This is a genomic window from Achromobacter sp. ACM02 (genome assembly GCF_014851605.1).
Taxonomy (GTDB): domain Bacteria; phylum Pseudomonadota; class Gammaproteobacteria; order Burkholderiales; family Burkholderiaceae_B; genus Achromobacter; species Achromobacter aegrifaciens.
Map to the genome: position 1 here is coordinate 147,086 of NZ_JACUZY010000001.1, position 13,015 is coordinate 160,100.

Genomic DNA, 13,015 nt, shown 5'->3' on the forward strand with positions numbered 1-13,015 from the left:
GCCGGGGTGTCAGCGCGGCGTGCGCTGATGCGGCACCAGCGGCGGCACCGGCTGATCGGCGACCAGCTCCCAGAACGCCGGCAGGAAGCACTCGGCCACCAGCAGCGGCTGGCCCTGGCGCCAGAACACCGAGCGGCGCGCCCAGATGCGTCCGCCATCGCGGTCGCGCTGGCCGGCCGGCAATACGCCCAGCGCGGTGGCATGGAACGGCACCGGCGAGGCCAGCCGGCGGCAGGCAAACGGCGAACGCTCGACCGTGCTGTCGTGGTAAAGCATGTCCGCCAATGGCCGGGTCAGGAGGCGGCGCATGCCTTGCCAGGCGCCGTGAGAGGCGCGCAGCGGCGTCAGGCTGCGCGCGGGCACGCTGTCCACGCCATTGACCGACATCAGCACCTCGCGAATCCACACCGGCGTGCCGGGTGCGAGGCCCATCGCCCGGGCTTCGTCCGGCGGCGCGCCGTCCGCGTATTCGGCCAGCACGCGCAGGCGCACCTGGCCAACCTGGCGCAAACCGGCGGTCAGCGCGCCGGGGCGGAACAGCCAGTGGCGCGGGGCAGGAGGCAGGATGGGAGGCGCGCTGGCCAGCCAGCCTGCGGCAAGGGGAGGGTGGTGTGCTGCGGGTTTGCTCATGGCTGCGTATTATGCCAAGCCGGGCGGGACGACCCAATGCGTCGCAATGACGCAGTGCCGGACTCCCGCCGGAATATCGTCCGGGAAAGCACTTATTGTCCCAGGAACCCGCGTCTCCCTATCATTCGCACACGGTCAACATTGACCTGAATGGCTTGCAGTACCCCGCAGCAATGATTGCTGCCTGAACATACAGTCTTGGCTATAGAAGCCCCCGACTTGCACGCAATGCGTGGTCGGGGGCTTTTTCGTTTTCAATTTCTGAATATGGAGCTCGCATGCAAGCGTCGGAACCGCAACGTTCTCCCGCCGCCGTGACCTGGGTGGCCAGCGTGCAGATGGAGCCCGCGATCGGCGAAACCGCCGCCAACATCGCGCGTTCCATCGAACTGGTGGAGCAGGCCGCGGCCCAGGGCGCGCGGCTGGTGGTGCTGCCTGAACTGGCCAACACGGGATATATGTTCGAGAGCCGCGAGGAGGCCTACGCCCTGGCTGAACCAGTGCCGGAAGGCCCGAGCTCGCAGGCGTGGATCGCGTTGGCGCAGCGCCTGGGCATCTATCTGGTGGCGGGCATCGCGGAGCGCGCCGGAGGGCGTCTCTACAACTCCGCACTGGTCGCGGGTCCGGATGGCTATCTGGGGACCTATCGCAAGCTGCATCTGTGGGGCGACGAGAACCTGTATTTCGAGGCGGGCGACCTGGGATTGCCGGTGTTCGATACCGAGCTGGGCCGCATCGGCGTGGCCATCTGCTACGACGGCTGGTTTCCCGAAGTCTACCGGCTGCTGGCGGTGCGCGGCGCGGACATCGTGGCGGTGCCGACCAATTGGGTGCCGATGCCGGGGCAGACCCGCGACGGACCGGTCATGGCCCATGCGCTGACCATGAGCGGCGCCCACAGCAACGGCTTGACAGTGGTGTGCGCGGACCGCGTCGGCACCGAGCGCGGCCAGCCCTTCGTGGGCCGCAGCCTGATCGTGGGGTCCCAGGGCTGGACGGCGGCGGGACCCGCCAGCATCGACCAGGAGGAGGTGCTGCTGGCGCCCATAGACCTGAAGGCGTCGCGCCGTGCGCGCCAGTTGAACGATTTCAACCATGTGCTGCGCGACAGGCGCCGCGACATCTATGACGAGCAGTTGGGCGCCGCCGCAGGCCCGCGGCAACGCTGAACGACGGTCCACGGCCGTACCCCCAAGGAGAAAACCCATGAAGAGCCTATTGAATAGCTGCCGGATCCGACTGTCGTTTGTCGCACTGCTGGCTGGCGCCGCCAGCGCGCACGCGGCCGAACCGCTGCGCATCGGCGTGCCCGTCGGCCTGTCCGGCGCCAACAGCGTGGTCGCGCCGGGCGTGGTGCAGGCCTCGCAACTGGCGGCCGACGAGATCAATGCGGCCGGCGGCATCCTCGGCCGCCAGATCGTGCTGGAGATCGCCGACGATGCCTCGGGCGCGGTCGGGGCGCAGAAGGCCTACGACACCCTGGTGTTCCAGAAGAAGGTCGATGCCATCATCGCCATGGAAACCAGCGCGGCGCGCAACGCCGCGCTGCCCATCGTGTCGCGCGGCAAGGTGCCCTATATCTACACGTCATTCTATGAAGGGCGGTCGTGCAACCGCTGGCTGCACGTGAACGGCTGGGTGCCGGAACAGCAGGTCGCGCCGGTGGTGGACCACTTCATGCAGGACCGCAAGGCCAAGACCTTCTTCCTGGTGGGCAGCGACTACGCCTTCGGCCGCGGCATGCTCAAGTTCACGCGGGAATACATCGAAAAGCAGGGCGGACGCGTGGTGGGAGAAGAGTATCTTCCGATCGACGGTTCCGACTGGACGCCGGTGGTCTCCAAGATACGCTCGGCCAACCCGGATGCGCTGATCAGCTCGACGGCGGGCGGCGGGCCCAACGTCAGCCTGGCCAAGCAGGTCAAGGCTGCTGGCCTGGCCATGCCCTACGGCAATCTGGCGATCGACGAAGGCACGGCCAAGACCATGGGCGACACGGCAGTGGGCATGTACATGTCGGCCTCGTACCTGACCAGCATCGACACGCCGCAGAACCGCAAATTCCTGGACGCCCTGAAGGCGAAGTTCGGCAACGACGCCAAGACCGCCAACGAATTCTCCGCGCCGCAGTATGAAGCCTTCTACCTGTACAAGGCGGCCGTCGAAAAGGCTGGCGGCACCGATGCGCCCAAGGTGGTGCAGGCGTTGAGCGCGGTCACGTTCGATGGCCCGCGCGGCCCGGTGACCATGGACCGCCAGCGCCACGCGGCGCTGACCATGCGCCTGGGGCAGGTGCAGCAGGACGGTTCCATCAAGATCCTGCAAACCTTCGACAAGGTCGACCCGGGCGCGCAGTGTCCGGACCTGAAGTGACGGCCATGCCATGACAAGCGCCGCCGGTCCTGCCGGCGGCGCCGGAGAGCGATATGGGTTTGCTGCTGGACATCCTGAGCACGGCCGCCATGCTGTTCATCGTGACGGCCGGGCTGATGATCATCTTCGGCGTGATGAAGATCGTCAACTTCGCGCACGGCGCGATTCTTACGCTGGGCAGCTACGCCAGCCTGGTGGTGACGCAACTGGGGCTGAATCCCTGGCTGGCGCTGCCGTTCGCGTTGGCGGTCGGCGTGCTGGTGGGCATGGGCGTGGAACGGCTGATCGTGCAGCCGCTGTACAAGCGGCCGCTGGACGCCATCCTGGCCACCTGGGGACTGGGCATCGTGATCGGCCAGCTCATCACCATGGCCTTCGGGCGCGAAGTGAAGTTCGCCGATTCGCCCATCCACGGCGCCGTGTCCTTTCTTGGGACGGAGTATTCGGCATACCGCCTGTTCCTGGTGCCGGCGGCATTGCTGATGTATGCCACGATGACCCTGCTGCTCAGCGGCACGCGCTTTGGCGTGCGGACCCGGGCGGTCATCATGAACGAGGATCTGGCGCGCGGCCTGGGCATCAACGCCGAGCGCATCCGCTTCACCACATTCGGCCTGGGCGCGGGGCTGGGCGCGCTGGCCGGCGCGCTGATCACGCCCCTGTCCAGCGTCGACCCGAACATGGGGCTGCCGTGGCTGGTCAGCGCCTTCATGCTGGTCATGGTGTCGGGCCATTCGATCACCGCGCTGCTGCTGACCTGCCTGCTCTATGGCGCCTGCCAGGTGCTGGTGAGCGTCTACGTCAGCCCGATCCTGGGCGGCGTCACCATCGCCGTCCTGGCCGCGCTGACGCTGCGTCTGCGTCCTCAAGGATTCGCCCATGACTGACCGCGCATTGATCCCTCAAACGCTGGCTGGCGCCGCTGACGACGCCTCGGCGCAAAAGACCGCGCGCAGCCGCAGCCTGCTGGGCCTGGCCGGGCTTTGCCTGGTCCTGACCGCGGCGGGTCCCTGGCTGTTCGACACCTATTTGCTGAACGTGTTGATCAAGGCGCTGTTCTTCGCCGTGGCGGCGATCACCGTGGACGTGCTGTGGGGCTACACCGGCTACCTGACTTTCGGCCAGTCCGCCTTTTTCGGGGTGGGCGCGTACGCCGCGGGCCTGGCCTTCACGCACTACGGATTCTCGCCCGCGATCGCCGCGATGGCTGCCTTGGCCGCGGTGGGTGCCGCGGCGCTGCTGGCGCTGGTGACGGGCTGGCTGTCGTTCTACCGTGGGGCCTCGCCATTCTTCGCCACGGTGATTTCGCTGGTGCTGCCCATCGTGCTGATGCAGCTGGTGCTGTCCGGCGGCACCTACACCGGCTCTTCATCCGGCCTGACGGGCTACGAAACCTTCGACCTGTCGCTGGAGGCCTGGTACGTGATCGCGGCAGGCGGCCTGTCGGCGGTGGCGCTGCTGGCCTGGGTGGTGGTGCGCAGCGACGGCGGCCGCGTCCTGGTGGCGCTGCGCGACAACGAGGCGCGGTGCAGCTACCTCGGGTTGAACACCGCCCATTGGCGCATCGCGTTGCTGGTGGCCTGCGGCGCGGTGGCAGGCCTGGCGGGCTTCGGCTATGGCGCGTTCAGCGGCGTGGTGGCGCCGGAGCTGACGGGCTTCGTCTTCGGCACGGAACTGATCATCTGGGTCGCACTGGGTGGGCGCGGCACCATCTGGGGGCCGGTGCTGGGAGCCATCCTCATCAACGTCGCGGGCTCCTATCTCAGCGGCAACATGCCGTTCGTCTGGCAACTGCTGCTGGGCGTGACCTTTGTGCTGGTGATCCTGCTGCTGCCGCGCGGGCTGCTTCCCCTGCTGACCGCGCCATGGCGCGCAAGGGCAGGGCGCGCGGCCATGCCCGCGCTGGGCGAGCGCGTCGTCCCTGCGCGGCAGGCCGGCGGCGCGGCCCAGGCCTTGAGCCTGGCGGGCGTGTCCAAGCACTTCGGGAGCCTGAAGGTGCTGGAAGGCATAGACCTGCAAGCCCGCGGCGGCGAACTGCTGGGGCTGATCGGCCCCAACGGCGCCGGCAAGACTACGCTGATGCGCTGTATCGCGGACGGCGCCGAACGTTCCCAGGGCAGGCTGGAACTCTATGGCCACGAAGTGCTGCGGCGCGATGGTCCTGAACAATGCGTGCGCCACGGACTGGGCCGCAAGTTCCAGAACGCCAACGTGTTCGACACGCTGACGGTGGCCGAAAGCCTGCGCATCGCGACCACGCTGCGCGAACGGCCGTCTTGGTGGCGCCGATCTTCCACGCTGGATCTGCCGCCCTATGCGCTTGAAACGTTGCGCGTGACCGGCCTGGACCAGTGCCTGGACCGTGTGGCGCGCGACCTGTCGCACGGACAGCAGCAGGCGCTGGAACTGGCGATGGTGCTGGCGCTGGAACCGGGCATCGTGCTGCTGGACGAGCCGACGGCCGGGCTGAGCAAGGCCGAACGCCTGCAGATCGGCCACGTGCTGTCGTCCCTGGCGCACCGTTATGGCCTCTGCTGCCTGCTGGTGGAACATGACCTGGATTTCGTCAAGGAGATCGCAACGCGCATCGTGGTCCTGCACCAGGGCCGAATCGTCATGGACGGAGGATTCCGCGAGGTCGTGGAATCCGAACTGGTGCGCACCATTTACGCCGGCAGCGCGCCGGCCGCGCAAGGAGCAGGGCAATGACGAGCATCGCAGCGCCGGCGTTGCGCATGGAAGCGGTATCCAGCGGCTACAAGAGGGCCATGGTGCTGCATGACGTGTCGCTCACGGTCGAGCGCGGCGCCTGCGTCGCGCTGCTGGGCAAGAATGGCATGGGCAAGAGCACCTTGCTCAAGACCGTCATGGGCTATCTGCCCAAGCAGCGCGGGCGGGTCAGCGTGGGCGGAGTCGACGCCACCCGGCTGCGGCCGCACGAAGTGGCGCGTTGCGGCGTGGCCTACGCCGCCCAGGAACAGCCGCTGTTTCCCGACCTGAGCATCCGCGACAACCTGCGCCTGGGGCTGGCGCGCGACCAACTCTTCGACGAACGCTTCGCCGAGATCGCGGAGCTGTTTCCGGTGTTCACGAGCCGCCTGCGCCAGCACGCCGGCACCCTGTCGGGCGGAGAGCAGAAAATGCTGCTGGTGGCGCGCGGCCTGATGCAGCGGCCCGCGCTGCTGCTGTTGGACGAGATTACGGAAGGGCTGCAGCCCTCGGTGATCGAGCGCCTGGGCCGCGCGCTGAACTGGGAACGCGAGCGGCATGGCACGACGATGTTCATCGTGGAGCAGAACGTGGCGTTCGCGCTGGACGTGGCCGATCGCTACCTGGTGCTCAAGCAGGGCAGCATCGTCGATGAAGGCGAGGCTGGCGCGCCAGAGGCGGCGGGCAATATCATTGCTCATCTGAAAGTATGAAGGCCACGCGGCCCGGATTCGCCATGACGCACACGCGCACTACCCGTTCAAGGATTCCCTCATGAGTACGCCCCAGGACAAGCACGCAGAGCGGCCGGGCTGGCGCATCGGCGTGCTTTATTCGCGCAGCGGCGTCACCGGAACCACGGAATCGCAGCACTTCTTCGGCACGGTACTGGCGGTGGAAGAGATCAACGAACTGGGCGGCGTTCTGGGGCGGCCGCTGGCGCCGGTAGTGTACGACCCGCGCAGCGACGCCGAAGAGTACCGCCGCCTGGCGGCCAGGCTGCTGCTGGAAGACGAGGTCAGCGTCATCTTTGGCGGCTGCACCTCGCACTGCCGCAAGGCCATGCTGCCGGTGGTCGAGCGCAGCAATTCCCTGCTGTGGTACGGCTCGGTCTACGAAGGCTTCGAGTATTCGCCCAACGTCATCTATACCGGCGCGGCGCCGAACCAGGGCAGCATGCAACTGGCTGCATACCTGATCCAGAACTGCGGTTCGCGCATCTTCCTGGTGGGCGCGGACTATATCTACCCGCGCGAGACCAACCGCATCATGCGCGAGACGGTCGAGGAGCATGGCGGCGAGATCCTGGATGAAACCTATCTGCCGCTGGGCTGCGACGACAGCGAGATCAACGACGTGGTGGCGGACATCCGCCGCATCCAGCCCGACGTGGTGTTTTCCACCTTGATCGGCTCCGATGCGCAGCGCTTCTACCAGCGCTACCACGAGGCTTGCCAGGCCGAGGGCGCAGCCACCGCGCACATCCCCATCGCCAGCCTGACCATGGCGGAGTCGGAGGTGGCGGAGATCGGACCGCGGCGCTGCGTGGGCCACATCACCGCTGCGACCTATTTCAATACGGTGGATACGCCCGCCAACGCGCATTTCCTGGAACGCTGGCGCGCCCGCTTCGGCGACCATCCCGCCAGCGTCTATGCCGAGACCTGCTATAGCCAGATGCACCTGTTCGCACGTGCCTTGCAGCGCGTGGGCAGCATGGACACCCGCAAGCTGGTGCAGGCGGTGCATCAGGTGCAGTTCGACGCGCCGGACGGGCAGATGTCCGTGCTGGCGGAAAACAACCATAGCGTGCTGACGCCGCGCATAGGCGTGTGCCGCGAGGACGGTCGCTTCGACATCGTCTGGGAAAGCGACGAACCCGTGAAGCCGGACCCGTACCTCACCGCGTTCGGCCTGGACGAGTTCTGGTTGAAATAGCCATGGACCATAGCCTACGCCGCCTCTACGAGGACCTGCGCAGCGTGGCCGTCGCCGTGGTGTATCCGCCGGGCGAGGACCGCGACCTGCTGGTCGAACAGCTCAAGCGCATCGGTTGCCGCATCCATCTGCACTGGCCGTTTCCGGATGGCCCGCCCGCAGGGGTGGACGTCATCTTCTTCCAGGTATCGCAATGCGGCCGCAACAGCGCCGCCTGGACGGCCAGCGAGGTCGAGGCCACCCTGATCGCCTTGTCCGAGTACGAAACCCCGACCACGTTGAAGCAGTTGCTAAAGACCAATGCGCACGGCGTGCTGACGCGGCCGTTCCGCTCGGCGGGCGTGCTCAGCACGCTGGTGCTGGCGCGTTCGGCCAAGCAGTTCCAGAGCCGCCAGCAGTCCAAGATCAACAAGCTGGAAAGCACGATCAAGGCGCGACGCGTCATCGAGAAGGCCATCCGCGTGCTGATGGACCACCAGCGCCTGGACGAGCGCGCCGCCTATGAGCACATGCGGACCCGGGCGACGGGCCTGCGCGTAAGCGTCGCGGAAGTGGCCGCGATGATCGTCGAGGCCAGCGAGGCCATGGAAAAGCTTGGCCTGGGGGCCTTGCGCCCGGGGCCGTCCCAGAACAACTGAACACACTGAATCTGCATGCCGAGGAGCCGGACAATGAAGGTCATGATCGCCCGCCTGAACCACGAGACCAACACGTTCTCGCCGGTGCCCACGCCGCTGTCCGCGTTCGGCAATGACGGTCCCGCCTTCGGCGCCCAGGCTTATGCCGAGAACAAGGGCAAGCGCACGGCCATGTCGGCCTTCATCGATATTGCCGAGGCCAACGGCGCGACCGTGGTCACGCCGGTTTCCGCGACCGCCTACCCCAGCGGCCCGGTGTCGGCGGATGCCTACAGCCGACTGAGCGACGCGATCGTGGCCGGCGCGCAGGGCTGTGGCGCCATCCTGCTCGATCTGCATGGCGCGATGGTGGCCGAGACCACCGACGATGGCGAGGGCGACTTGTTGGAGCGCCTGCGGCGGCGCACGCCGGACGTGCCCATCGCCGTGGCGCTGGATCTGCACGGCAATGTCACGCCCAAGATGATGGCCAACGCCGACGTGATCGTCAGCTTCAAGACCTACCCGCATGTGGACATGTACGAGACCGGGGAGCACGCGGGCCGCATCCTGTATGACTGGCTCAACGGCGGTCCGCGCCCGGTCATGGCCTGGCGCCGCCTGCCGCTGATGACGCACACCCTGCGCAGCGCCACGTCCCAGGGCGCCATGCGCCGCGCGGTGCAGGCGGCGCGGGGCGCGGAAAAGGGCGGCATCCTGGGCGCCTCCGTGCTGGCGGGCTTCGCCCTGGCTGACATCCCCAACCCATGCCTGAGCGTGGTCGTGGTGGGCTCCGGGCCGCAGGAGCAGGCGGAACGGGTCGCAAGCGAAATGGCGCAGGCCATCTGGGCCGAGCGCGACGGTTACTTCTACGACAGCGAACCCCTGGGCGAGTCGCTGGCCCGCGCGGCGCAACTGGCCCGTGGCGCGGACAAGCCCGTGCTCCTGCTGGATCATGGCGACAATTGCATGTCCGGCGGCACCTGCGACACCATGGAGGTGCTGACAGCCGCGGTCGACGCCGGCCTGACGGGCATCATTGCGGGCCTGTACTGTGACCCCGAGGCCGTCGCCGCGCTGATCGCGGCGGGCGAGGGCGCGCAGGTGGAGCTGGCGGTGGGCAACAAACGGCCGATTCCGGCCATCGGCCGCCCGGCGGCGCCCGTGTTGCTGCGCGGGGTGGTCCGCGCCGTGACCGGCGGCGAATATGTCATTACCGGTCCGACGTACACGGGGCAGACGGCATGCATGGGCCGCAGCGCGGTGCTGGACATAGGCGCTGCGCAATTGGTGATCACCGAGAGAACGCACGAGCCCTGGGACCTGGGCGTGTTCGAGAGCATGGGGCTGGACCCGCGCCGGGCGCGCTTCGTGCTGGTGAAGTCGCGCATGTATTGCCGCCCTGTGTTCGAACCTATCTCCCAGGCGCTGGTGGAATGCGCCAGCGCGGGCGTCACGAGCTCGGACTTCGCGCTGTTTCCCTATCAGCGGCGCAGCCGGCCGCTCCATCCGCTGGATCCGATGGCGCCGTCGGACTACGACCCCGCGGCATGAAGAGTGTGGCGCATGGCGTCCGCATACAATACCGGCCATGGAAAAAGTACGTATCTCCAAGCTCATGTCCGAGCGTGGGCTGTGTTCGCGCCGCGAGGCCGACACCTATATCGAGCGCGGCTGGGTCCGCGTGGACGGCGCCGTGGTGTCCGAACTGGGCGCGCGGGCCTACCCTGACCAGGTCATCACCCTGGAACGCGCCGCGCAGGCGCGCCAGACCTCGCGCGTCACCATCCTCATCAACAAACCCGTGGGCTACGTCTCGGGCCAGGCGGAAAAGGGCTACACGCCCGCCGTGGCCCTGATCGACTCCCGCTCCCGCTTTGCGGGCGACCGCGCGCCGCAGCGTTTTGAGCGTTCGCACCTGGACGGGCTGGCCGTTGCCGGCCGCCTGGACATCGATTCCCAAGGCCTGCTGGTGCTGACCCAGGACGGCCGCATCGCCAAGCACCTGATCGGCGAAGATTCCAGCGTGGACAAGGAATACCTGGTGCGGGTGCAGGGCAACCTGTCCGACAACGGGCTGGCGCTGCTGAACCATGGTCTGTCCCTGGACGGCAAGGCGCTCAAGCCGGCGCAGGTGCGTTGGCAGAACAGCGACCAGCTGCGTTTCGTGCTGCGGGAAGGCAAAAAACGGCAGATCCGCCGCATGTGCGAACTGGTCGGCCTGAAGGTAATCGGCCTGAAACGCGTGCGCATCGGACGCGTGTCGCTAGGCGACCTGCCGCTGGGCCAATGGCGCTACCTGCGTGAAGACGAGCGCTTCTGATTGGTCGAATTGACCGACAGGTGTTGTCGGCCAGTCCTAAATTTTTCAGTCTGTTTCCGGCTTCCGTTTATTTCATGAAAGCGGGAGTATTCTTCGCTTGCCCGACGTCGCCCAGGCGCTCCATCAGGAATTCGATGAAGATCCGGGTCTTGGCGGGCAACAGCCGTGTCTCCGTCACCGCGTAGACCGGGAACGGACCCAGTTGCCAGTCGGGCAGCACTCGCTGCAATTGACCGGACTGCTGTTCGGCCAACTGGTCGCCCAACAGCACGACGATGCCCGCGCCCAGCAGGGCCAGGCGCCGGGCCATGGCGACGCCGTTGACGGAAAAGCGGTTGCCGGGCGTGAATTCGATGTGCTGCTGGCCGTCGGTCAGGGGCCAGCGGGTCACCTGCCCGGCGCCCTTGGCGCGGAACTCTATGCACTCGTGGCGGGTCAAGTCGCTGGGATGCCGCGGTTCTCCGTGCTTCTCCAGGTATTCGCGCGAGGCGTACAACTGGGCCGGCAGCATGCCCAAGAGCCTCGCAATCTGTGACGAATCGGGCAGTTCGCCGATTTCGATCGAAACATCGCAGGTCTGGAACACGCGCTGCGCGTGGTCCGGGTTGGCCAGGTCCAGGAAAAACGTGACGTCGGGGTAGCGGCGGGAAAATTCCATGAACGATTCAGCCAGGAAGTCCGTGCCGAAATCCGCGGGCATGTTCACCCGCAGCGGCCCGGCCGGCGTATCGACCAGCTTCTGCAGTTCCTCATGGGCGATCTGCGCCTCGGCCACGATGCGCTGGCAGCGGTCGAAGTACAGCCGGCCCGCGTCGGTCAGTTCGACCTTGCGGGTGGTGCGGCTGAGCAGCCGCAAGCCGACGGAGCGCTCCAGCTCGGCCACCTGGCGGGACAGTGTCGATTTCGGCACGCCGAGCATCGCCGCCGCGCGGCTGAAGCTGCGTGTTTTGGCGACTTCGACGAATAGTTCCATGCCTTGCAAGCGTTTCATGGCGGAATTTTGTCATATTCAACGGTAAAGCCATTGTCCCATAAATGGAATGATGTTTTCTCAACATGCCTCTTTGTTTCTGGGGCGGGATAACGCAGAATGCGAGTTCTGCAATGCAGCAATGCGACAAAGCCCAGCCTGCGTGTTCGAGGCAAATCCACCCAATCGATGCGCACGGAACGCTCATTACGCGATCCGGGGCGGGCTTTTTTTTTGTTGAAATCGGGAATGCAATCTATGGATAAGAAAAGCGCTATGTGGCGCAGCGCGGCAGTCGTCACGCTGACGGCATCGGCCCTCACGCTGGCCGCTTGCGGCAAGAAGCAAGACGCTCCCCAGGCGGGCAAGCCCCAGGTAACGGTCGTGACGCTTGCCACGCAGCCGGTTTCGCTGACCACCGAACTGCCTGGCCGCACCTCGCCGTTCCGCGTGGCCGAAGTGCGTCCCCAGGTCAATGGCATCGTCCAGAAGCGCCTCTTTACCGAAGGCGGCGAGGTCAAGGCGGGCCAGCAGCTCTACCAGATCGATCCCGCCCTCTACCAGGCCAGCCTGGACAGCCAGAAGGCCGCCTTGGCGCGCGCCCAGGCGCAGCAGAAGACGGCCGCGTTGCTGGCCGAACGTTACAAGCCGCTGGTCGCCACTCGCGCCGTCAGCCAGCAGACCTACGACAACGCCGTCGCCTCGCGCGATCAGGCCGCCGCCGACGTGCTGTCGGCCAAGGCGGCGCTGGACACGGCCCGCATCAACCTGGTCTACACCAAGGTGCTGTCGCCCATCGACGGCATCATCGGCCGTTCGGCGGTGACCGAAGGCGCGCTGGTCACGGCCAACCAGACCACGGCCCTGGCCGCGGTGCAGCAGATCGATCCCATCTACGTCGACGTGACCCAATCCAGCGTCCAGCTGCTGCGCCTGCAGAACGCGCTGGCCAGCGGCCTGCTGAAAAAGGCCGATGGCGAGCAGGCCGCGCTGGTGACGCTGACCCTGGAAGACGGCTCGCAGTACAGCCAGCCGGGCAAGCTGCAGTTCTCCGAAGTCACGGTGGACCAGGGCACCGGTTCGGTCACCTTGCGCGCGGTGTTCCCCAATCCGGAACGCCGCCTGTTGCCGGGCATGTTCGTGCGCGCCCGCCTGGCCGACGGCGTCGCCGCCGACGGCCTGCTGGTGCCGCAGCGCGGCGTGACGCGCAACCAGCGCGGCATCCCGACGGCGCTGGTGGTCAACGCCAAGAACCAGGTCGAATTGCGCGAACTGAAGACCGACCGCGCCATCGGCGACAAGTGGCTGGTCACCGACGGCCTGGCCGCCGGCGACAAGGTCATCGTGGAAGGTCTGCAGATGGTGCGTCCGGGGGCTGAAGTCGTCGCCACCGAAGCCAGCGCCGCGCAACCGGCGCAGCAGCCGCAAGCAGCCGCCGCGGCGGCCAAGCAGTAG

The 13,015-nt window shown here is 67.0% G+C and carries 12 protein-coding genes; 10 read left to right on the plus strand and 2 right to left on the minus strand.

Annotated elements, in window-relative coordinates; genetic code table 11:
* Nucleotides 1-9: 9 nt before the first annotated feature.
* Nucleotides 10-630, minus strand: a complete 621-nt coding sequence (locus tag IB258_RS00660) for a chorismate lyase (protein ID WP_119449517.1) — start codon at nucleotides 628-630, stop codon at nucleotides 10-12.
* A 278-nt stretch (nucleotides 631-908) separates the two neighbouring features.
* Between IB258_RS00660 and IB258_RS00665 the strand changes: the two genes are divergently transcribed.
* From IB258_RS00665 to IB258_RS00705, 9 genes are all read left to right on the plus strand, one after another.
* Nucleotides 909-1,799: a nitrilase family protein gene (locus tag IB258_RS00665; RefSeq protein WP_054456628.1), complete on the plus strand. Its 891-nt coding sequence runs from the start codon at nucleotides 909-911 to the stop codon at nucleotides 1,797-1,799.
* A gap of 37 nt (nucleotides 1,800-1,836) precedes the next feature.
* Nucleotides 1,837-3,003, plus strand: a complete 1,167-nt coding sequence (locus tag IB258_RS00670; protein ID WP_054456629.1) for a substrate-binding protein — start codon at nucleotides 1,837-1,839, stop codon at nucleotides 3,001-3,003.
* Between the two features lie 53 nt (nucleotides 3,004-3,056).
* Nucleotides 3,057-3,890 (plus strand): branched-chain amino acid ABC transporter permease, encoded by an 834-nt coding sequence (locus tag IB258_RS00675; protein WP_192351986.1) that lies wholly within the window; start codon nucleotides 3,057-3,059, stop codon nucleotides 3,888-3,890.
* Nucleotides 3,883-5,712, plus strand: a complete 1,830-nt coding sequence (locus IB258_RS00680) for an ATP-binding cassette domain-containing protein (RefSeq protein WP_192351987.1) — start codon at nucleotides 3,883-3,885, stop codon at nucleotides 5,710-5,712. The genes IB258_RS00675 and IB258_RS00680 overlap by 8 nt, the downstream gene beginning before the upstream one ends.
* The gene (locus IB258_RS00685) at nucleotides 5,709-6,425 is read left to right on the plus strand and encodes an ABC transporter ATP-binding protein (RefSeq protein ID WP_192351988.1); all 717 of its coding nucleotides are present in this window, start codon (nucleotides 5,709-5,711) and stop codon (nucleotides 6,423-6,425) included. The genes IB258_RS00680 and IB258_RS00685 overlap by 4 nt, the downstream gene beginning before the upstream one ends.
* Before the next feature lie 61 nt (nucleotides 6,426-6,486).
* Nucleotides 6,487-7,650, plus strand: a complete 1,164-nt coding sequence (locus IB258_RS00690) for a transporter substrate-binding domain-containing protein (RefSeq protein ID WP_125473069.1) — start codon at nucleotides 6,487-6,489, stop codon at nucleotides 7,648-7,650.
* A gap of 2 nt (nucleotides 7,651-7,652) precedes the next feature.
* Nucleotides 7,653-8,288 carry an ANTAR domain-containing response regulator gene (locus tag IB258_RS00695; RefSeq protein WP_054456633.1) on the plus strand — a complete coding sequence of 212 codons (636 nt, stop codon included), beginning with the start codon at nucleotides 7,653-7,655 and terminating at the stop codon, nucleotides 8,286-8,288.
* Nucleotides 8,289-8,321: 33 nt separating this feature from the next.
* On the plus strand, nucleotides 8,322-9,821 hold the full coding sequence (locus tag IB258_RS00700; RefSeq protein ID WP_192351989.1) for a M81 family metallopeptidase: 1,500 nt from the start codon (nucleotides 8,322-8,324) through the stop codon (nucleotides 9,819-9,821).
* A 37-nt stretch (nucleotides 9,822-9,858) separates the two neighbouring features.
* Nucleotides 9,859-10,590: a pseudouridine synthase gene (locus tag IB258_RS00705; protein ID WP_054456635.1), complete on the plus strand. Its 732-nt coding sequence runs from the start codon at nucleotides 9,859-9,861 to the stop codon at nucleotides 10,588-10,590.
* Between the two features lie 67 nt (nucleotides 10,591-10,657).
* Here the strand turns inward: IB258_RS00705 and IB258_RS00710 are convergent, their stop codons facing one another.
* Nucleotides 10,658-11,563, minus strand: coding sequence for a LysR family transcriptional regulator (locus IB258_RS00710; RefSeq protein WP_054456859.1), 906 nt, complete (start codon nucleotides 11,561-11,563; stop codon nucleotides 10,658-10,660).
* A gap of 255 nt (nucleotides 11,564-11,818) precedes the next feature.
* Here IB258_RS00710 and IB258_RS00715 point away from each other — a divergent pair, with 255 nt between their 5' ends.
* On the plus strand, nucleotides 11,819-13,015 hold the full coding sequence (locus tag IB258_RS00715; RefSeq protein ID WP_054456636.1) for an efflux RND transporter periplasmic adaptor subunit: 1,197 nt from the start codon (nucleotides 11,819-11,821) through the stop codon (nucleotides 13,013-13,015).

What these genes read in the sequence shown, in the direction of transcription:
- IB258_RS00660 (WP_119449517.1), bottom strand. Translation starts at nt 630, where the DNA reads ATGAGCAAACCCGCAGCACACCACCCTCCCCTTGCCGCAGGCTGGCTG.
- IB258_RS00665 (WP_054456628.1), top strand. Translation starts at nt 909, where the DNA reads ATGCAAGCGTCGGAACCGCAACGTTCTCCCGCCGCCGTGACCTGGGTG.
- IB258_RS00670 (WP_054456629.1), top strand. Translation starts at nt 1,837, where the DNA reads ATGAAGAGCCTATTGAATAGCTGCCGGATCCGACTGTCGTTTGTCGCA.
- IB258_RS00675 (WP_192351986.1), top strand. Translation starts at nt 3,057, where the DNA reads ATGGGTTTGCTGCTGGACATCCTGAGCACGGCCGCCATGCTGTTCATC.
- IB258_RS00680 (WP_192351987.1), top strand. Translation starts at nt 3,883, where the DNA reads ATGACTGACCGCGCATTGATCCCTCAAACGCTGGCTGGCGCCGCTGAC.
- IB258_RS00685 (WP_192351988.1), top strand. Translation starts at nt 5,709, where the DNA reads ATGACGAGCATCGCAGCGCCGGCGTTGCGCATGGAAGCGGTATCCAGC.
- IB258_RS00690 (WP_125473069.1), top strand. Translation starts at nt 6,487, where the DNA reads ATGAGTACGCCCCAGGACAAGCACGCAGAGCGGCCGGGCTGGCGCATC.
- IB258_RS00695 (WP_054456633.1), top strand. Translation starts at nt 7,653, where the DNA reads ATGGACCATAGCCTACGCCGCCTCTACGAGGACCTGCGCAGCGTGGCC.
- IB258_RS00700 (WP_192351989.1), top strand. Translation starts at nt 8,322, where the DNA reads ATGAAGGTCATGATCGCCCGCCTGAACCACGAGACCAACACGTTCTCG.
- IB258_RS00705 (WP_054456635.1), top strand. Translation starts at nt 9,859, where the DNA reads ATGGAAAAAGTACGTATCTCCAAGCTCATGTCCGAGCGTGGGCTGTGT.
- IB258_RS00710 (WP_054456859.1), bottom strand. Translation starts at nt 11,563, where the DNA reads ATGGAACTATTCGTCGAAGTCGCCAAAACACGCAGCTTCAGCCGCGCG.
- IB258_RS00715 (WP_054456636.1), top strand. Translation starts at nt 11,819, where the DNA reads ATGGATAAGAAAAGCGCTATGTGGCGCAGCGCGGCAGTCGTCACGCTG.